Origin of the sequence: Bacteroides sp. L008, from assembly GCF_040812255.1 — a bacterium.
Classification (GTDB): domain Bacteria; phylum Bacteroidota; class Bacteroidia; order Bacteroidales; family Bacteroidaceae; genus Bacteroides; species Bacteroides vicugnae.
Map to the genome: position 1 here is coordinate 1,559,540 of NZ_JBFNXO010000001.1, position 20,171 is coordinate 1,579,710.

The 20,171-nt window shown below is 40.8% G+C and carries 18 protein-coding genes; 7 read left to right on the forward strand and 11 right to left on the reverse strand.

Features of this window, described 5'->3' with window-relative positions; translation table 11 throughout:
- Positions 1–79: 79 nt before the first annotated feature.
- Positions 80–559, reverse strand: a complete 480-nt coding sequence (gene ybaK, locus AB3G73_RS06355) for a Cys-tRNA(Pro) deacylase (RefSeq protein ID WP_004309260.1) — start codon at positions 557–559, stop codon at positions 80–82.
- A 104-nt stretch (positions 560–663) separates the two neighbouring features.
- Positions 664–3,489, reverse strand: a complete 2,826-nt coding sequence (uvrA, locus tag AB3G73_RS06360; protein WP_297284815.1) for an excinuclease ABC subunit UvrA — start codon at positions 3,487–3,489, stop codon at positions 664–666.
- A 158-nt stretch (positions 3,490–3,647) separates the two neighbouring features.
- Here uvrA and AB3G73_RS06365 point away from each other — a divergent pair, with 158 nt between their 5' ends.
- Complete coding sequence (locus AB3G73_RS06365; protein ID WP_297284785.1) at positions 3,648–5,408, forward strand: LysM peptidoglycan-binding domain-containing protein; 1,761 nt, start codon at positions 3,648–3,650, stop codon at positions 5,406–5,408.
- Between the two features lie 7 nt (positions 5,409–5,415).
- Positions 5,416–6,150, forward strand: coding sequence for a porin family protein (locus tag AB3G73_RS06370; protein WP_367743797.1), 735 nt, complete (start codon positions 5,416–5,418; stop codon positions 6,148–6,150).
- Positions 6,151–6,305: 155 nt separating this feature from the next.
- Here the strand turns inward: AB3G73_RS06370 and AB3G73_RS06375 are convergent, their stop codons facing one another.
- The 5 genes from AB3G73_RS06375 to AB3G73_RS06395 form a co-directional block, all read right to left on the reverse strand.
- Complete coding sequence (locus tag AB3G73_RS06375; RefSeq protein WP_148367478.1) at positions 6,306–6,749, reverse strand: DUF4293 domain-containing protein; 444 nt, start codon at positions 6,747–6,749, stop codon at positions 6,306–6,308.
- A 108-nt stretch (positions 6,750–6,857) separates the two neighbouring features.
- Positions 6,858–7,193 carry a DNA-directed RNA polymerase subunit omega gene (locus tag AB3G73_RS06380; protein ID WP_004299989.1) on the reverse strand — a complete coding sequence of 112 codons (336 nt, stop codon included), beginning with the start codon at positions 7,191–7,193 and terminating at the stop codon, positions 6,858–6,860.
- 14 nt (positions 7,194–7,207) lie between these two features.
- A complete protein-coding gene (locus tag AB3G73_RS06385; RefSeq protein WP_004299990.1) occupies positions 7,208–8,011 on the reverse strand; it encodes an outer membrane protein assembly factor BamD in 804 nt (267 codons plus the stop codon).
- A 330-nt stretch (positions 8,012–8,341) separates the two neighbouring features.
- Positions 8,342–8,767, reverse strand: coding sequence for an amino acid-binding protein (locus tag AB3G73_RS06390; RefSeq protein WP_148367570.1), 426 nt, complete (start codon positions 8,765–8,767; stop codon positions 8,342–8,344).
- Between the two features lie 137 nt (positions 8,768–8,904).
- A complete protein-coding gene (locus AB3G73_RS06395; protein ID WP_074558373.1) occupies positions 8,905–10,203 on the reverse strand; it encodes a phenylacetate--CoA ligase family protein in 1,299 nt (432 codons plus the stop codon).
- Between the two features lie 135 nt (positions 10,204–10,338).
- Between AB3G73_RS06395 and uvrB the strand changes: the two genes are divergently transcribed.
- Positions 10,339–12,369, forward strand: coding sequence for an excinuclease ABC subunit UvrB (uvrB, locus tag AB3G73_RS06400; RefSeq protein WP_297284784.1), 2,031 nt, complete (start codon positions 10,339–10,341; stop codon positions 12,367–12,369).
- 380 nt (positions 12,370–12,749) lie between these two features.
- On the opposite strand, the gene AB3G73_RS06405 is transcribed toward uvrB, so the two are convergent.
- Entirely contained in the window at positions 12,750–13,454 is a 705-nt protein-coding gene (locus AB3G73_RS06405) for an SGNH/GDSL hydrolase family protein (protein WP_074558376.1), read from the reverse strand.
- Between the two features lie 311 nt (positions 13,455–13,765).
- Here AB3G73_RS06405 and AB3G73_RS06410 point away from each other — a divergent pair, with 311 nt between their 5' ends.
- The 4 genes from AB3G73_RS06410 to AB3G73_RS06425 all read left to right on the forward strand — a co-directional run bounded on the left by AB3G73_RS06410 (position 13,766) and on the right by AB3G73_RS06425 (position 16,265).
- Positions 13,766–14,410 carry a vancomycin high temperature exclusion protein gene (locus AB3G73_RS06410; RefSeq protein WP_074558377.1) on the forward strand — a complete coding sequence of 215 codons (645 nt, stop codon included), beginning with the start codon at positions 13,766–13,768 and terminating at the stop codon, positions 14,408–14,410.
- Between the two features lie 42 nt (positions 14,411–14,452).
- Complete coding sequence (locus AB3G73_RS06415; RefSeq protein WP_074558378.1) at positions 14,453–15,085, forward strand: hypothetical protein; 633 nt, start codon at positions 14,453–14,455, stop codon at positions 15,083–15,085.
- Between the two features lie 3 nt (positions 15,086–15,088).
- Entirely contained in the window at positions 15,089–15,565 is a 477-nt protein-coding gene (locus AB3G73_RS06420) for a hypothetical protein (protein WP_074558380.1), read from the forward strand.
- Positions 15,566–15,836: 271 nt separating this feature from the next.
- Complete coding sequence (locus AB3G73_RS06425; RefSeq protein WP_004300008.1) at positions 15,837–16,265, forward strand: Hsp20/alpha crystallin family protein; 429 nt, start codon at positions 15,837–15,839, stop codon at positions 16,263–16,265.
- A gap of 120 nt (positions 16,266–16,385) precedes the next feature.
- Here the strand turns inward: AB3G73_RS06425 and AB3G73_RS06430 are convergent, their stop codons facing one another.
- The 3 genes from AB3G73_RS06430 to AB3G73_RS06440 all read right to left on the reverse strand — a co-directional run bounded on the left by AB3G73_RS06430 (position 16,386) and on the right by AB3G73_RS06440 (position 20,155).
- Positions 16,386–17,501, reverse strand: a complete 1,116-nt coding sequence (locus AB3G73_RS06430; RefSeq protein WP_297284814.1) for an ABC transporter permease — start codon at positions 17,499–17,501, stop codon at positions 16,386–16,388.
- Between the two features lie 78 nt (positions 17,502–17,579).
- Positions 17,580–18,683, reverse strand: coding sequence for an ABC transporter permease (locus AB3G73_RS06435; protein ID WP_217722159.1), 1,104 nt, complete (start codon positions 18,681–18,683; stop codon positions 17,580–17,582).
- A 2-nt stretch (positions 18,684–18,685) separates the two neighbouring features.
- Positions 18,686–20,155: an ATP-binding cassette domain-containing protein gene (locus AB3G73_RS06440; RefSeq protein WP_099146955.1), complete on the reverse strand. Its 1,470-nt coding sequence runs from the start codon at positions 20,153–20,155 to the stop codon at positions 18,686–18,688.
- Positions 20,156–20,171: the final 16 nt, after the last annotated feature.

The following is a 20,171-nucleotide window of genomic DNA, read 5'->3' on the forward strand; positions in this document are numbered from 1 at the left end:
TGATATTTTCTGCAAATATATACTTTTTTTAATTCATTCAAAGAATATGTAGTCATATTTACTCTACAAATAATAAGACTTACTCCTCAAATAAACGACAAATTTCCGCTCTGGATTCACGAATCAAATCTTCCGGTGCTATTTTTATCTGAAGTCCCCGTACACCGGCACTTACATAAATATACGGAAATTGTTGACTGGTTTCATGAATATAAGTAGGAAAATGCTTTTTCATACCGATCGGCGAACAACCTCCGCGGATATATCCGGTAAGTGGCAGAAGTTCTTTTACGGGAATCAGCTCACACTTCTTGTTACCCGAAGCTTTAGCCGCCAGTTTCAAGTCAACTTCATGTTCTCCCGGAATGACACAGACAAAATATCCGCTTTTATCGCCATGCAGAACAAGCGTTTTAAAAACCTGCTCGATGTTCTCTCCTAAACTTGCTGCCACATGAACAGCACTCAAGTCGTTTTCATCTACTTCGTAGGGAATTAACTCATAGGCTATCTTAGCCTTATCTAACAGCCGTGCGGCATTTGTTTTATTGATTTTCATTTTCGTTGTATTTATAAGTTCTGTATCTGATAAATAAAGAATATGATATGATAAGTGCCAACTCATCGAAGATTGTCCGATAAGTTGGCACTCTATGATTTAAATTAGAGCCCCAGCTCTTCGCGAAGAAACTTAGGTGTATATCCTTTAGAGCTCTTCGCAACTTCTTCCGGTGTTCCGTGACTAAGGAGTTCTCCCCCGCCCTTACCACCTTCAGGGCCCATATCGATAATATAATCCGCCATTTTAATCACATCCAGATTGTGCTCGATGACGATAACAGTATTACCTTTATCTACAAGCTTATTCAATACCCCCATCAATACACGGATATCTTCAAAATGAAGTCCGGTAGTCGGCTCGTCAAGGATATAAAGAGTTTTGCCCGTATCTCTTTTTGATAGCTCCGTTGCCAGTTTCACACGCTGGCTTTCTCCACCGGAAAGAGTGGTAGAAGATTGTCCCAGTTTTATATATCCGAGTCCGACATCCTGCAAGACTTTAATCTTATTCAAGATTTGCGGCACATTTTCAAAGAATTCCACAGCACGGTTGATCGTCATGTCAAGTACATCGGCAATTGATTTTCCCTTGAAACGTACTTCCAGTGTTTCCCGGTTATAACGTTTACCGTGACAAACCTCACAAGGCACATATACATCAGGAAGGAAATTCATTTCAATCGTCTTATAACCATTTCCCGTACATGCTTCACAACGCCCACCTGCAACATTAAAGGAGAAACGTCCCGGTTTATAACCGCGAATTTTAGCTTCCGGCAGACCTACAAACAGGTTACGGATATCAGAAAACACACCGGTATAAGTCGCAGGATTGGAGCGTGGCGTACGTCCCAAAGGTGATTGATCCACATCTACTACCTTATCTATATTTTCCAGCCCTTCAATCGAATCGTATTCCAAAGGATCTTGTAAGGAACGATAGAACTTCTGTGAAAGAATCGGCTGCAAAGTTTCATTAATCAAGGTGGATTTTCCACTTCCTGATACACCAGTTACGCAAATCAGTTTACCTAACGGAAATTCAACATCTACATTCTTCAGGTTATTCCCCTTCGCTCCTTTCAGCCAGATAGATTTCCCGTTTCCTTTTCTACGCTTGGCAGGGATTTCTATCTTCATCTTCCCATTCAGATATTGCGAAGTCATCGTATCTGTATTCAGCATTTCCTGCGGGGTTCCGGCGAAAACGACTTCGCCTCCGAGACGTCCGGCTTTCGGACCCATATCGATGACATAATCGGCAGCCAGCATCATATCCTTATCATGTTCCACTACAATCACGGAGTTCCCCATGTCGCGGAGTTCTTTCAACGAGTTGATAAGACGCAGATTATCACGCTGATGCAGACCGATACTCGGCTCGTCGAGAATATAAAGTACATTCACTAATTGCGAACCAATCTGTGTAGCCAAACGGATACGCTGACTCTCACCACCGGAAAGACTAACAGAGCTACGATTCAATGCCAGATAATCCAACCCCACGTCCAGCAAGAACTTCAAACGGGTGCGAATCTCTTTCAGAATCTCCACCGATATTTTCTTCTGCTTATCGGAAAGGAACTCATCCACCTTCATCAACCAGTCGTACAACTCGTTGATGTCCATATTCGCCAACTCATTGATATTCTTATCATGGATACAGAAATGCAAAGCTTCCTTATTCAAACGAGCCCCTTTACATTCGGGACAAACCGTTGTTTTGGCAAATTGTTCCGCCCATTTCTGTGCTGTTGCAGAAGCATCCTTTTCCTGTAACATCTGAATATACTTCACCACTCCTTCGTAAGTAACAAAGTAATCGGAGGAAGTACCGATCAACGAACTCTTGATTTTAATCCGTTCATCAGAACCGTACAAGACTTCATCAATCGCATCGTCCGGCAACTCCTTTATCGGAGTTTTCAGTGTTGCGTCGTACTTTTCGAGCAAAGCACCGATTTGCCAGAAAATCATCGCATTCTTATATTTTCCCAAAGGTGCTATCGCTCCTTCATAAATGGAAAGTTCACGATCGGGAATCACTTTGTCCACATCAATCTGATTGACTACTCCCAATCCCTTACACTTCGGACATGCTCCTTGCGGTGAATTGAATGAGAAGTTATGCGGAGCCGGTTCACGATAAGACAATCCGGTGACGGGACACATGAGCCGTTTACTATAATGACGGATGCTTTCAGACTGGGCATCCAGAATCATCATCAACCCGTCTCCCTGACGCATAGCGGTTGCCACACTCTGTTTCAAGCGCCGGTCATCTTTCTCCGCTACCACTAATTTATCAATAACCACTTCTACATCGTGATTCTTATAACGGTCGAGTTTCATGCCATGCGTTATTTCACGCACTTCACCATCCACCCGTACATACAGGTATCCTTTTTTACGTATTTGTTCGAAAAGTTCCCTGTAATGTCCCTTACGTGAACGAACTAGCGGAGCCAGCAGATATATTTTCTTTCCTTTATAATCTTTCAGAATCAAGTCCAGAATCTGCTCTTCGGTATATTTCACCATCTCTTCACCCGACAGATACGAATAAGCCACTCCCGCACGGGCATATAACAAACGGAGATAATCATATATCTCCGTAGTCGTTCCTACAGTAGAACGGGGATTTTTATTCGTTGTTTTCTGCTCAATGGAGATAACCGGACTCAAACCAGTTATCTTATCGACATCCGGACGCTCCAGATTGCCCAAGAAGTTACGGGCATACGCTGAAAAAGTTTCGATATAGCGACGCTGTCCTTCGGCAAAAATCGTATCGAAGGCTAAAGAAGATTTTCCACTACCGCTCAATCCGGTGATAACAGTCAAACTGTTACGGGGAATTTCGGCATCAATATCCTTTAAATTGTGCACGCGCGCACCGTACACATTAATATATTCTGTTTCCTGCATATTCATATCCTTCCATAAATGTTGCAAAATTAATGTTTCCGCCCGAAATATGCTCCTAAAAAAGCACAATATTATTTTCTTAACTCAAATCTTATGAAGATATAGGGCATTATTTGTACCTTTGTTCCTTGATTTCAAGAACCAATAGTTATAATTTGATGAAACCGATAAACCGTATATTCTTATTTTTGCTTTTTATAAGCGTTTCATATGCTATCAGTTATGCACAAGAAAACCAATCCTATTTCTTGCATACCATCGAAAAAGGACAAAGTTTATACTCCATCTCCAAGATGTATAATGTCACTACATCAGACATCATACGTCTGAATCCGGGCTGTGACGAAAAGATCTATGCCGGACAGACAATCAAAATTCCTACGGGGAAAGAGAGTCAGAAGGGAGAAACATTCCATACGATTCAAGCCGGAGAAACACTATACAAACTGACAACCATGTATAATGTATCCGCCAAAGATATTTGTGAAGCAAACCCCGGTTTGAGTGCCGAAAATTTCCGCATCGGACAGGTTATCCTGATTCCGCAGAAAAAAGAAAAGCAAACTGCCACTCCAACGCCTACTGAACAGACCACCATTCAAGGCCCTGTTGTTCCGAGATGCAAGGATATGCATAAGGTAAAGCGCAAAGAGACTATTTTTAGCGTGAGCCGTGAATATGGAATCAGCGAACAGGAGTTAATTGCGGCTAACCCGGAACTGAAAAAAGGCATGAAAAAGGGACAATTCCTTTGCATCCCTTACCCGGCAGCAACGACCGTGCAACCTACACAGAAGGAAGATCCTTACGCTATTCCTCCCAGCAATAGCGAGCTTTTCCGCAAAAGTAAAGAGACTCCCCAAAAGCTGTCTACCATTAAAGCAGCCTTATTGTTGCCTTTTCAGGAAGACAAACGCATGGTGGAATATTACGAAGGTTTCCTGATGGCAGTAGACAGTCTGAAGCGTACAGGTATTTCTCTTGATCTATATGTATATGATTGCGGAAAAGACCTTTCTACATTAAATACGATTCTTGCCAAGAACGAGATGAAAAGTATGAATATCATCTTCGGTCCGATGCATCAGAATCAAATAAAGCCATTGTCCGACTTCGCAGAGAAGAACGACATACGCCTGGTGATTCCTTTCTCTCAAAAAGGAGAAGAGGTATTCAACAATCCGGCAGTTTATCAGATCAACACACCTCAATCTTACTTATATTCAGAGGTTTATGAACACTTCACCCGTCAATTCCCCAATGCAAACGTTATCTTCATAGAACCGGTGAGCGTTGACAAGGAGAAAGCGGAATTTATCAGCGGCTTGAAACAAGAGTTGAAAAGCAAAGGCATCTCTATGAAAACTGTCAGCGAAAGCGCAACGAAAGAAACGCTGAAAGCAGCGCTCCGCAGTGATAAAGAAAACATCTTTATTCCGACATCAGGCAACAACGTCTTACTGATTAAGATACTTCCTCAACTGACGCTGTTAGTCAGAGAGAATCCTGCAGAGAATATTCATCTGTTTGGCTATCCGGAATGGCAGACCTATACCAGAGATCATCTGGAAAATTTCTTTGAGTTGGATGTATATTTCTATTCTTCATTCTATACAAATACGTTGTTCCCGGCAGCTGTGCAGTTTACCAACGCTTACCATAAATGGTATAGCAAAGACTTGGCAAGCAAATACCCTAATTACGCAATGCTGGGTTTTGACACCGGTTTCTTCTTTCTGAAAGGATTATCACTTTACGGCTCGGAACTGGAAAACAATCTGCCTAAAATGAACCTGACTCCTATCCAGACGGGATTCAAATTCCAACGTGTGAATAACTGGGGAGGATTTATTAATAAAAAGGTGTTCTTCATACGTTTCACTAAGAATTTTGAATTAGTAAAACTTGACTTCGAATAATACGAAAATGATAAAGATAAAACCATTTTTGATCGCAACACTCCTACTTACAGGATTTACCCTTCCTGCCGCTGCCCAAATCGGGGAAGCACGAAGCAATTTATCGGTAGGTATCAATGGAGGTGTCAATTTAAACAGTGTTTCTTTTACCCCCACCATCAAACAAAATAGCTTGATGGGAATTACCGGAGGTTTGACCGCACGCTATATATCCGAGAAGTATTTTGCCATGATTTGTGGTGCACAAGTCGAGTTGAATGTTTCGCAACGAGGCTGGGACCAATTATTTGAAACAATATCACTGAACGCCAACGGATATGAAGTCACTTCGAAGGACCCTACTAAAACTTACACCCGCAAAATGACTTATATAGATATTCCTTTCCTCGCTCACCTCGCTTTCGGACGAGACAGAGGATTGCAATTCTTTGTCCATGCAGGTCCTCAAATCAGCTTTCTAATCAGTGAATCGGAAACAATAAAAGGTATTGACATGAATAGCTTATCTGATACACAGAAAGCCCTATACGGAGTTAAGATTCAAAATAAATTTGACTATGGTATTGCCGGTGGCGGTGGTGTAGAACTGAGAACAAAGAAAGCCGGTAGCTTCATCGTTGAAGGCCGCTATTACTTTGCCCTGTCTGATTTTTACAGCACTACTAAGAAAGATTATTTCGCCCGTGCAGCACATGGTACAATTACCATAAAGCTCACATACTTATTTGACTTGAAGAAATAAAATCCTCCCCCTCTTCCCCTTCTGGGGGAACATCTACAAAGCATCGTTTTATAGCTACTAAAGCATCGCTTTACAGAGCAAAAAGCATCGCTTTAACCCTTGTAAAGCGATGCTTTTCATTTATCTTATAACGAATTGTCCGAAAGGGAGAAATGTCATCTCAACCTATCCGCAGCCTTTACCATCACCTCATCCCGTCCGATAGCACGGATAGCCAGTATATTCAGGATGATAGAAACAAGCGGCAAACACAATGCCCAGCCTATACGGAACATATTTTCATCATTCTTCAATGCAAAATAAAAAGCAAGGGCAGCAACGTAATAACCTACCAATAATAAGCTATTGAAAATTGTCATGCGAATCTGCAACATACGGTTCTTGTACAAAAAGATAGTAGCCACAGCTACGATGGTGCTAACCATCAGAATTCCGAATAAGCCCCATGTAGACTGAATAGCACCGTTTACTTCCAATCCTAATGCCTTAAAAGGATGTTCTCCCATTGCATCAATGAAGTAGCCCATCGGCAAACACATGGCTGTAATCAGCAATCCTGCAACAATCAATAAATAAACAGTTTGAATTCGTTGAATCATAAGTATTCTAAATAGTAGTTGAGTTAAACAATAATAGCCAAGCAATAAGGAGTAGGGATCATCATCCCACTTACTACTTGACTATCAAATTCTTCGTCAGAAAATAAATTACTGAAGTTTTTCTTTCTCCTTAGCCGGATTTCTATAATATATTTTCCCTTCGATGTATTCTTGCGTAGCAATCAAGTCCGGTTTCGGCAATTTCTCATAATAACGAGAAATTTCGATTTGCTCTCTATTTTCAAACACTTCTTCCAAATTGTCATTGTAAGAAGCAAACTCTGCCAGTTTCTTAGAAAGATCGTTTTTGATTTCTACACTGATCTGATTAGCACGCTTACCAATAATGGCAACTGTTTCATAAACATTACCTGTATCAGCACAGAGTTCCATCATGTCACGGGTTACTGTTGTAGCAGGAGCATTCGTTTTTTTGTAGTCCATAAATCTATTTAAATTTAGTCTTTAATTACTTTTTGTGATTCATTGAATATCTTCTCGGCTTCTTTCAAATATTTACTTTCAGGAAATTCATTCTTAAAAGCGTAATATTCATCAATCGTTTCGCGGTAACGATCCATCTTCTTGTCCTCAACGCTATAGATAGCCATTTCGTGTCTTGCACGCAGAACCAAAATGGAAAGTTCTTCACGATAATCAGTATAAGGATAATCCTTCAATGCATTTTGAGCTGTGATTACACAAGACTCATAGTTATTGCCCAAATAATTACCCAGATTATAATATAGCCTTGCTGAATAAAGCTCTTTCAAAACCAGTTTATCCTGTAAAGCAAAAATCATATCCTGTGCTTCCTGCTTCTTTGTGCTGTTCGGGAAATACTCCATGAACATCTGCAGCTGCTGGATAGCCTGATAAGTGCTTGACTGATCCAAACGTGGTTCCGGAGTATCCAGGAATAAAGCCTTACCTGCATGGAAACGTGCCAGTTCGGTAAAAGTACCACGAGGATATGTATTGAAATAGGTGATAAATGTCTGGGCAGCTGTCTGATAATCTTTCTGATTATAGTAGCTCATTCCCAACATATACAAAGATTCTTCCGCTTTATCAGTTCCTTTCAGAATGGTTATCAACTCATTCAACAACGTGGCTGAACGATTATACTGTCCCTTCGCAAAATAGTTTTTGGCGGCTTCGTACTTGTATTCGTAATCGGTGCTTTTCAGCAATTTATTATACTCTCCACATGATGTAAGAGTAGCCGCCGCAAGCAAAGTTATAATGATATTTTTCTTCATCCTATTTTAAAATAATGCGCAAAGTTACTTATTCGCTGGGAATTTAGCAATTAATCTGTGTTTTTTAATACATAAAAGGCGTTAAACATCGACAAAAGGAGAGAAAATGACGTCGAATTGCAAACGACAAACTATAAACAGCAGATTATAAACGACTCGCAATAGTGACGGTATGTGTTCGGGATAGTGACGGTATCGTTAGCATATACCGTCGCTATCTTCACTGGATAGCGTCACTATATTTATAGTAAAAACGGTAAGCAGTTGCGTTGTCCTTGAGTTGGATAACACAACTGTTTACCGTTCATTATTTATTGCTCACTGTTATATTTACAGTTTATACAAGTCACTTGCAGCCAATAGATCGACTTTCTTATCTTTCAGTACCTCGATACATTTATCCAGGTTGCTGGGGCGGATCACCACATTTGCAATATGGTTATTGGCAAACGAATACATATATTCAATAAATACGCCCTCTTCTGATAAATATCCCAGCACTTTTGCCAAAGCACCCGGCACATTGGGACAGCTTATACCTACTACATCAGTCACATTCACTGCAAAATGATTATCTTTTAAAGCTTTGTATGCTCTATCCGGATCAGATACAATTCCACGCAAAATACCAAAATCAGCATTTTCGGCAATGCACAAGGCAGAAAGGTTGATATTTTCTTTCGCCAGCACTTCAGTCACTTCCGTCAAACGGCCTGACTTATTTTCCAAAAAAATAGAAAGTTGTTTTGCTACCATCATTGTTAAGTATTAAGTATTAAGTTTTAAGTATTGGCATCAAGTATCAAGTTTTAAGTTTTAAGTATTAGCTATGCAGACATATGCCAATGGCTGCGATAATACTTGATACTTAATACTTGTTTCCCAATACTTATTTACATTTTTCTGTTATCAATTACACGTTTCGCTTTACCTACGCTGCGTTCAATGCTGCGAGGCTCTACCAGTTTCACGTTGACTCCCAGTCCGAGTACGCTTTGCAAACGTCCTCCCAGTTTCTTCTTCAAAGCCAGCATTTTGTTGATCTCATCCGAATAGAATTCCGGACGTACTTCAACCTGGAGTTCCATTGTATCGGTATTGTTTTCACGACCCACTATCAACAAATAATGCGGTTCAAACTCTTCCATTTCAAGAATGACTGATTCAATCTGCGTCGGGAATACATTCACACCGCGGATAATCAACATATCATCACTACGTCCCAAAATACGATCCATACGTACCAATGTACGGCCACAGGAGCATTTATCATGATGTAAAGCCGTCAAATCACGCGTACGGTAACGAAGCAACGGCATACCCTCTTTGGTTAAATGAGTGAATACCAGTTCGCCCGTTTGACCGGATTCCACCGGTTGCAATGTATTCGGGTCGATGATTTCCGGGAAGTAATGGTCTTCATTCAAGTGAGTCCCGTGCTGACATTCGCACTCGTACCCGACACCCGGTCCGGCAATCTCACTCAATCCATAAATATCGTATGCTTTGATTCCCAACTTTTCTTCTATCTCATGACGCATATTTTCCGTCCAGGGTTCTGCACCGAAAGCACCGACTTTCAGTTTGAATTCTTCACGTGGTAAACCGGAATCTTTGATAGCATCTGCCAGATAAAGCGCATAGGAAGGAGTACAACAAAGCACTGTCGATCCGAAATCGTGCATCAAGGTTATCTGTTTTTCCGTGTTGCCACTGGACATCGGAATAACAGAAGCACCGATATTTTCGGCTCCTGCATGTGCTCCCAATCCTCCCGTAAACAGTCCGTATCCATAAGATACCTGAAAAATATCAGAACGTCCCGCTCCATAAGCGGTAAAAGCACGCGATATACATTCCGCCCATGAAGCCAAGTCCTTACGGGTATATCCGACAACCGTGGGTTTTCCGGTTGTTCCGGAAGAAGCATGAATACGTACAATCTGGCTCATCGGCACGGCACAAAGTCCGAACGGATAATTATCTCTTAAATCATGTTTCGTGGTAAACGGCAGTTTTACAATATCATCAATCGTATTGATGTCATCGGGAGTAATCCCCATTTCCTGCATCTTCTTTCGATAGAAAGGTGTATTGTGATAGACGTAATCTACAATTTTCTTGAGTCGTATGCTTTGAATCTTGCGAAGACTTTCGCGGTCCATACACTCAATGCTCTCATTCCAAATCATGTGTTTCCGGTATTACTAGTTGTATGAATCTGTTTTTTGATATTAATATGTTGCAAAGTAAAGGATTTATTTGGAAAAATGATTTGTTATCTCGATTATTTTACCGAATATTGCTCCACTTTTTAGGATTTAACTATGAATTATGAACTAACATCAGCTTACAAACCTACCGGAGATCAGCCGGAAGCTATAGCACAACTTACTGAAGGGGTACTTCAGGGAGTTCCCGCACAGACTTTATTGGGAGTGACCGGGTCAGGAAAAACATTTACCATTGCCAATGTGATCGCCAATATCAATAAACCCACCTTGATTTTGAGCCATAACAAAACACTGGCTGCCCAGCTCTACAGTGAGTTTAAAGGATTTTTCCCCAATAATGCGGTAGAATATTACGTTTCTTACTATGATTATTACCAGCCGGAAGCTTATCTGCCGAGCAGTGATACATATATAGAGAAGGACCTCGCCATCAATGACGAAATCGACAAGCTCCGACTCGCTACCACTTCCGCCCTGCTCTCCGGGCGAAAAGACGTGGTAGTGGTTTCTTCGGTATCTTGTATCTACGGTATGGGAAATCCTTCGGACTTCTACAAAAATGTCATCGAAATAGAACGGGGACGGATGATGGACCGCAATGTGTTTCTACGTCGTTTGGTAGACAGCTTGTATGTCCGCAATGATATTGACTTGAACCGTGGAAATTTCCGGGTCAAGGGCGACACGGTGGATATTTATCTGGCTTATACCGACAACCTGCTCCGTATCACCTTCTGGGGAGATGAGATTGACGGTATCGAAGAGGTAGACCCCATCACAGGAGTCACTATCGCGCCATTTGACGCCTATAAGATTTATCCGGCCAACCTGTTCATGACTACCAAAGAGGCTACTCTCCGCGCTATTCATGAAATAGAGGATGATTTGACCAAACAAGTAGCTTTCTTCGAATCTATCGGCAAAGAATACGAGGCCAAGCGATTGTATGAGCGAGTAACTTACGATATGGAGATGATCCGGGAATTGGGACATTGTTCCGGAATTGAGAATTACTCCCGTTATTTCGACGGCCGTGCTGCCGGTACCCGCCCCTATTGTTTGCTCGATTTCTTTCCGGATGATTTCCTGATCGTTATCGACGAAAGCCACGTAAGCGTACCCCAAATCCGTGCAATGTATGGGGGAGACCGTGCGCGAAAAATCAATCTTGTGGAATATGGTTTCCGATTGCCTGCCGCTATGGACAACCGCCCGTTGAAATTTGAAGAGTTTCAGGAGATGGCAAAACAAGTAATCTACGTCAGTGCTACACCGGCGGATTATGAATTGATTCAATCGGAAGGAATCGTCGTGGAACAGGTGATTCGTCCTACCGGTCTGCTTGATCCTATCATCGAAGTGCGTCCGAGCCTCAATCAGATTGACGATTTAATGGAAGAAATCCAGCTCCGTATTGAAAAGGAAGAACGTGTACTCGTCACTACACTAACCAAACGAATGGCAGAAGAACTGGCAGAATATCTTCTTAATAATAATGTGAGATGTACCTATATCCATAGTGATGTCGACACACTGGAACGTGTGAAGATTATGGATGATCTCCGGCAAGGAGTTTATGACGTACTTATCGGAGTGAACCTGCTTCGTGAGGGTCTCGACCTTCCGGAAGTGTCTCTCGTCGCTATTCTCGATGCAGACAAAGAAGGGTTCCTCCGCTCCCACCGTTCGTTGACACAAACTGCGGGACGTGCCGCGCGTAATGTGAACGGTAAGGTAATCATGTATGCTGATAAGATGACGGATAGCATGAAACTGACGATTGATGAAACGAACCGTCGCCGCGAAAAGCAGTTGGCATATAATGAGGCAAACGGAATTATCCCGCAACAGATTAAAAAGGCCAGAAACTTGTCTGTATTCGGCAATGCAAAAGAGGCAGATGAACTGTTAAAAGAAAGACATGCTTATATAGAACCTTCTACTCCGAATATCGCCGCAGATCCGGTAGTGCAGTATATGAGTAAAGCGCAAATGGAAAAGAGTATCGAGCGTACCCGCAAACTGATGCAGGAAGCAGCCAAGAAACTCGAATTTATCGAAGCCGCACAATATCGTGACGAATTATTGAAACTGGAGGACTTGATGAAAGAGAAATGGGGATAAAATTCCCCCATTGTTCACCTATCATAGCCTGATTGTTAAGGGTTGAAACTCTTAACAAACCTGTAACTTCGTATTTAGTCTATTAATTAGTGTTATAAAAACACCTGTTAAGGGCTGATAATTTGCAAAGTTACCGGAATCCCGTATCTTTGCACTGTGTTTTTCATAGTATTAGATTTAAGGTTAACAAAGGTTGGAGCAAGGCGTTGCTCCTTTTTTTATGTCTATACGCCTCAGCTGGAAAGATATAACGGAAACTCTCTAAAGAATAAATAAGGAGGATTGCAGATATAGACTGATCGTTCATTACGACTGAATCTATTCCTGCAATCCTCCCCATTTTTTATAGTTGGATTACTCCTACTTCAAGTGATGATAAATCAAAGCGCCTTCTCTATGGCATTTTTAATCAACGGTTCCATAATATCATATCCCTCGCTCGTCGGATGAACTCCATCTTTAGTATATTGAGGATTCAAGGCCTGGTTTTCGTCAACCACCATTGCTTTGTAATAATTAACAAACGGAATTTTATTTGCTTTTGCATAAGCCTCTATCCGGTCATTTAAAGATTTAATTTTCTGCGGAGCATCTTTTATTTCCATTCTCCACTTAAATGCTGCAGCAGGCAATACGGAAGTCAAAATTACTTTTATTTTATTTGCTTTCGCCAGTTCCGCCATAGAAACGATGTTTCCGAATGTATAATCTTCATTATAAGCTTGTGTATTTTCAGCGACATCATTTGTTCCGGCATTAATCACCACTAAAGCAGGAGAAAGATTAATCACATCTTCCCGAAAACGTAACAAGAATTGATAGGAAGTCTGCCCACTGATTCCACGGCCAATATAACCGTTTGATTTGAAAAAATCCGGATGAGTCCTTACCCATCCTTCCGTAATGGAATTTCCCATAAAAATAACCCGTTTGTCTTTCTTGGTCGCTTGTGGAAGTGCAGCATTTTCTTTTGAATAACGACGTAGATTAGCAAAATCATTTTTCTGTGCATAGCTTTCTCCTATCGAGAAACTCAAGCAAACAACAGCCAATAATATCCATTGGCCCCATCTTCTTTTATCCATGTTTATATTAAGTATTAGTAATATAATATTTTATGCAAAGATAAAAAAAACTCCATATATAGGCATCCAAAACAACAAATAACCGTTAAGTCGAAGGAGTTTTTTCTTAATCTATGTTATATAACATGCGTTTTTTCTTGGATTATTTGCTAATTCCATAGCAGTCCGTATCTTTGCACTGTGTTTTTCATAGTATTAGATTTAAGGTTAACAAAGGTTGGAGCAAGGCGTTGCTCCTTTTTTTATGTCTATATGCTTGATTTCCTAAAAAAGAATGGTATTTTTGTAAAGTCACAATTATTATCCGAAACATGAAACGCAAACTACTTTATACCACTCTAATAATAGCTATCCTGTGTGTAATCAGCATAATTGTATGTAACAGGACAATCAAGAAACACACAGTCTCCAAACTATATACGGAAGTAAATACTATCCCCTCCAACAATGTAGGATTACTTCTCGGAACTTCTCCCAAGTTGAAAAATGGAAATAACAATTTATATTTCGATTATCGGATTCTTGCAACAGTAGAGTTATATAAAGCCGGGAAAATTAAATATATCCTCATCAGCGGCGATAACCGTAAAGAGGATTACAATGAACCGGAAGAAATGAAGAAAGCACTCATGCAAAAAGGTATTCCTGAAAAATCCATTTATTTAGATTATGCCGGATTCCGGACTCTCGACTCTGTTGTACGTGCCAAAGAAGTGTTTGGACAAAATCGTCTGACCATCATCTCCCAACGCTTCCATAACGAACGAGCAATCTATCTTGCAGAGAAAAATGGAATAGACGCCATCGGGTACAACGCCCAAAATGTAAATGCTTATGCCGGACTGAAAACTAACATCCGGGAATTACTCGCAAGAGTCAAAATGTTCATAGATTTAGGAACAGATAAACAACCTCATTTCTTGGGAGAGAAAATCATTATTGAAAACAATAAATGACTAAATATAAAATGCCATGAATAAACACAAAAGATAAAACCTATGAGACATCAACAAAATAAGAAAAAAACAGCCTGGAAGAAAAGTCGCACCTTTGGTGACATTAAAGGAGGAAGAATGCGAATCAAATTAAAGGACAATATAGTGAAAAGAGAACACTCTTTATTAAAACCAACAGAATTTGATAAATGCCCCATTTATATAATGGAAAATCCGTCCAGAGATTTCTATTTTCCAATAACAATAGACCATATTGAAAGTGTATTGAATCAATTACCCGAAAAAGATGTATCATGTATAACACACATATGGCTACGCAAACCTAATTCTAAAGTAAATTGCCAAGGTTATTTTACTACGGGTAGTGGAGTATATGCCATTATATTATATCCATTTCCTAAAAACAACAAAATCTCCATAGGAAAAAGCAAACCCAGTCACAAACTACTGACATGGTATAAAGGCTATGCGTCTGAACCTGTAAAAGAACGAGGTAACTGGTATATTGAATTCACAGAAGAAAGTGCAAGAAGATATTATCTTGAACGTTTATTAATGCATGAAATCGGACATTGTGTCAATACATGGTCAGTTTATAATAAAACAGTAAACTACAAATCAGAAAATAGTGCAGATAATTATGCTTTGAATAATAAACTTGAAATAACTTATTAAATTATGCAACAGCAAATTCAGCTCAACGATCACAACAAGCAGGAATACCCTCCTATGCATACAGCAGAGCATTTACTCAATGCAACCATGGTGAAAACCTTTGGCTGCCCACGTTCTCGCAATGCCCACATCGAAAGGAAAAAGAGCAAATGTGACTATATACTTTCGTCATGTCCGACAGCGGAACAAATCCAGTCTATTGAAGATAAAGTGAACGAGGTAATCAGTCAGAACCTACCTGTGACTGTTGAGTTTATGACTCATGAACAGGCCAAAGACATCGTAGATTTAAGTAAACTACCTGCCGATGCAAGCGAAACTCTTCGCATTGTCCGCATTGGAGATTATGATACCTGCGCCTGCATCGGATTGCATGTATCCAATACTTCTGAAGTGGGTACCTTCAAAATCATTAGTCATGATTATGACGAAGAAAGGCAAACACTAAGAATAAGATTCAAACTGATCGAGAAGAAGTAAACAGGTTATCAAATTAATATCTATCTTATATAAAATAAATAAAAACAGAATACATTTTGTCACCTGTATTGCAAATTTGGCACTATTACAATGACAAATAGACAATTTTAGTCTCCAAAATCTCTTGGCATAAGGTTTGCATTTATAGAAGCGAACAACGGTTCGAGAGCGGACGATGGAAGGCGGGATAACCGATACCATCGGAAGTGAAAACGCCGAAGTTCAAGATTTATTAATTGAATGTTTAACTTAAAGATAGGAGACTAAAATTATGATGCCTGTTAGAAGAACTCAAAGTTGGTTACCAAGTATCTTTAATGATTTCTTTGATAACGATTGGATGGTAAAAGCAAATGCTACTGCACCTGCAATTAATGTTTTGGAAACAGAAAAAGAGTACAAAGTGGAATTGGCTGCTCCTGGTATGACGAAGGATGATTTCAATGTTCGCATTGATGAAGACAACAACCTCGTTATCAGCATGGAGAAGAAGACTGAAAACAAGGAGGAAAAGAAAGACGGTCGCTATCTGCGTCGCGAATTCTCATACTCTAAGTTCCAGCAAACAATGATTCTACCGGACAATGTGGACAAAGAAAAAATTGCTGCATCCGTAGAACATGGCGTTTTAAACATCGAACTTCCTAAACTCTCTGAAGAAGAAGTGAAGAAGCCAAATCGGCAAATCGAAATAAAGTAATACGGTAACCACTTGCTGTTCACCGGAAACGGTGATGAGAAGTAATAAAACAGCTCTTTCCCTGAAAGGGAAACGAGCTGTTTTTATATTATTATTGCAGACAACGCCTCCTTATCGCCCTTAGTTATTCTTCCGATAACTAATCACTGCCCAACTATTAAACACTACTGCAAAAAACAACAATACTCCAAACTGCGGCAGTAAATCAAAGAAACCACTCCCCTTCAAATACACCATTCGCATCACTTCCATAAAATACCTCAAAGGATTGAGCCTGGTAATTATTTGAGCCCATTCCGGCATACTGCTAATAGGAGTAAACAAACCACTCATCAAAATTACAACCAACAAACAGAACCACATAACAAACATAGATTGTTGCATCGTTGCCGAGTAGTTGGAAATAACAAGTCCGAAACCGGACATTACCAAAACGAAAAGAACTGCGAAAAAGTAAATCAATAGAAAATGACCGACTGGCACTATGCCATAAATTAACCAAGCTAATATGAAACATACAGTCAGCACGACAAAACCAATCAACCAGTAAGGCAAGAGCTTTGCCAAAATAAAGACAAATTTCGAAACCGGAGTCACATTAATCTGCTCGATTGTTCCTACTTCCTTCTCACTAACTATATTCAATGCAGGCAAGAAGCCACAAATCAAAGTCAATAACATGACCATCAATGCCGGAATCATATAGAGTTTATAATTCAGATTCGGATTAAAAACCCCTTGCGTATCAATGCCTATCGAAGGGAAAGCACCGGAGACTGTAGCAGTTGCAGGATATTCAGAACGCAGTTCGGCTGCATAATCATTAACAATAGAAGATAGATACGAACTCCCCAGCCCTCCTTTTGTTCCATTCACGGCATTGGCTGCTATCAGTATGTGGGCATCTTCTCCATTCATCCAATCCCGTTCCAGATGCCTCGGAATTTCCATCACAATATCCGCCGTTCCAATTTCAATATTCCGTAGGCCTTCTTCATACGAAGCCGGCACTTCCACCAGACGGAAATAGGTAGAGGCGGCAATCTTATTGACTAAACGTTGTGAAACAGCCGAATGGTCATTATCCACAATATTCAGCTGTATATTCTTGATTTCCAGATTTACCGCCCAAGGCATCAGCAGCATAATCATGCATGGAAATACAAGAATCAATTTCGGAAGAAACGAATTGCGAAGCAATTGTTTAAACTCTTTTTCTATCAGGAACTCTATCATAAATAATTCTTCCATTTATCAATCTGCCCATTAGCACACTTGTATAATATTCATACAATCAATTGGCATATCGACATATTATTCCAATCTATACTTAAATTTCTTGATACTGATCGTAATAAGTACCGCCGCCATCAATAACAAGATACCAATCTCTTTATACACCAATGCAACTGGTACTCCTTCAATCATCAGTTTACGCACAGCCTGTATATACCAACGTGCTGGAAGTATATCCGAAATCCATTGAAGTATCACCGGCATACTCTCTATAGGGAAAATCATACCCGATAGAAGCATCGTGGGCATCATCAGCATCAATCCGGAAACCAGCATGGCGGCAACCTGTGTACGTGTGACTGATGAAATCAATAAGCCCAATGCCAAGGATACGAAGATAAACAGCAAAGATACCGTGATTAACCAGAACAAACTTCCTACCACCGGAACATCCAATACAAAGACCGAAAGCAAAAGGATCGTTATCAGATTGACGAACGACAGCACAAAATAAGGTACAGCCTTTGCCAAAATAATAAATAGCGGCTTCACAGGTGAAACTAATAATACTTCCATCGTGCCTGTTTCTTTCTCACGAACAATGGAAATCGAGGTCATCATGGCGCAAATCAGCATCAGAATCAAGCCCATCACTCCCGGAACAAAGTTATAAGCACTCTTCATCTGCGGGTTGTAGAGCAATTTGATATCAGGAGTCAGGCGGGCAGCCGACATATTCGGAGGAATCATCTCCTGGCCTACCATAGAAACGATTCCTGTCGCATAATTAACTTGCGAAGTCGACATATTGGGATCTGTTGCATCTACTATCAGCTGTACACGAGCATCACCCGTATAGAGATCATCCGCAAACCGTTCGCTAAAGACAATCGCCATATCAATTTCATTCTTTAAGAAAGCAGCTTCCATTTCCCGGGGCGAATGAAAACGTGCAGTAACGGTGAAGTATTCACTGGCATCCAAACGATCAATTATTTTTCGCGTTACCACATCATTAGAAGGATCGAGTACCGCCAACCGAACATTTTTCACTTCCGTAGTGATAGCAAAACCGAATAGAATAATTTGCACGACCGGCATCCCCAACAAAATCAGCATCGTTCGCCGGTCACGGAAAATATGATAAAACTCTTTCTTTATAAAAGCTATAAACTGTCTCATAATCAATCTGCTTTGCGCACCGCACCGCGGGCTAATTTCTGAAAAACGTCATCCATCGTTTCCGCACCGAATTGTTGTTTCAGACGGGCAGGTGTATCAAGTGCTTTTATCTGACCGTCTACCATGATAGATATCCGGTTGCAATATTCCGCTTCATCCATATAATGGGTAGTGACAAATACGGTAATACCCTGATCGGCTGCCTGATAGATCAATTCCCAGAACTGCCTTCTCGTAGCAGGGTCTACTCCGCCGGTCGGCTCATCCAGAAAAACGATTCTCGGTTCATGGAATATTGATACTGAAAAAGCCAATTTCTGTTTCCATCCCACCGGAAGGCTCTTCACCAGAGTATCCCGTTCGGCTGTAAGCTCCAAACGATCCAACAATTCTTCTGTCTTCCGTTCTATCTCCTGTTCCTTCATGCCATAAATTCCGGCAAACAGACGGATATTCTCCCACACTTTCAGGTCTTCATATAGCGAAAACTTTTGGCTCATATAACCGATATTTTTCTTTACTTGTTCGGCCTCCCGGTAAATGTCATATCCTGCCACCTTTCCGATGCCTGATGTCGGTTTACTTAATCCGCAAAGCATACGCATAGCTGTCGTCTTTCCTGCTCCATTAGCACCCAGAAAGCCAAATATCTCGCCCCGGTTCACCTGAAAGGAGATATGATCTACTGCGGTAAAATCTCCAAAACACTTTGTCAACTGCTTCACTTCAATGACCGGAGCTACTTCATGCTTCACTTCCTCCCGCTCCAAGGAAGGAGGGCAAAGGATAGACGCAAATTGATGAAGAATACGTTCGGGAGTATCAATGCCATGAATCTGTCCATGATTGATGAAAGCAATCCGGTCACATTGCCGAGCCTCATCCATAATGGGAGTAGAAACGACAATGGTAATACCCTGTTCACGCAAATTTCGGAGCATTTGCCAAAATTCCTTACGTGACACAGGATCCACTCCGGTAGTGGGTTCATCCAGAAATAAAATATCCGGTTTATGAATCAAAGCGCAGCTCAATGCCAGTTTCTGCTTCATACCACCTGACAAAGCTCCTGCCCTTCTTTTCCTGAACGGTTCTATCTGCTGATAGATATCTTTAATTAAATCATAATTCTCCTGAACTGTCGTATGGAACACGGTAGCAAAAAACTCCAGATTCTCTTCTACAGAAAGATCCTGGTAAAGTGAAAAACGACCGGGCATATATCCCACTTTCGTACGAATCTGTTTATAATCCGCTACCACATCCAGTCCGGTAACCATGGCCGTTCCTTTATCCGCCAGCAACAAAGTAGTCAGAATACGGAATAAGGTACTCTTACCGGCACCGTCAGGCCCTATCAGGCCAAAGATTTCTCCCCGTTCCACAACGAAAGAAACTTCTTTCAGCGCCTCCACCTTTCCATAGTTCTTGCCGACTTCTTTCACAACCACTATGGGTTCTCCCTTTTCCATCTCCTTGCGTTTAATT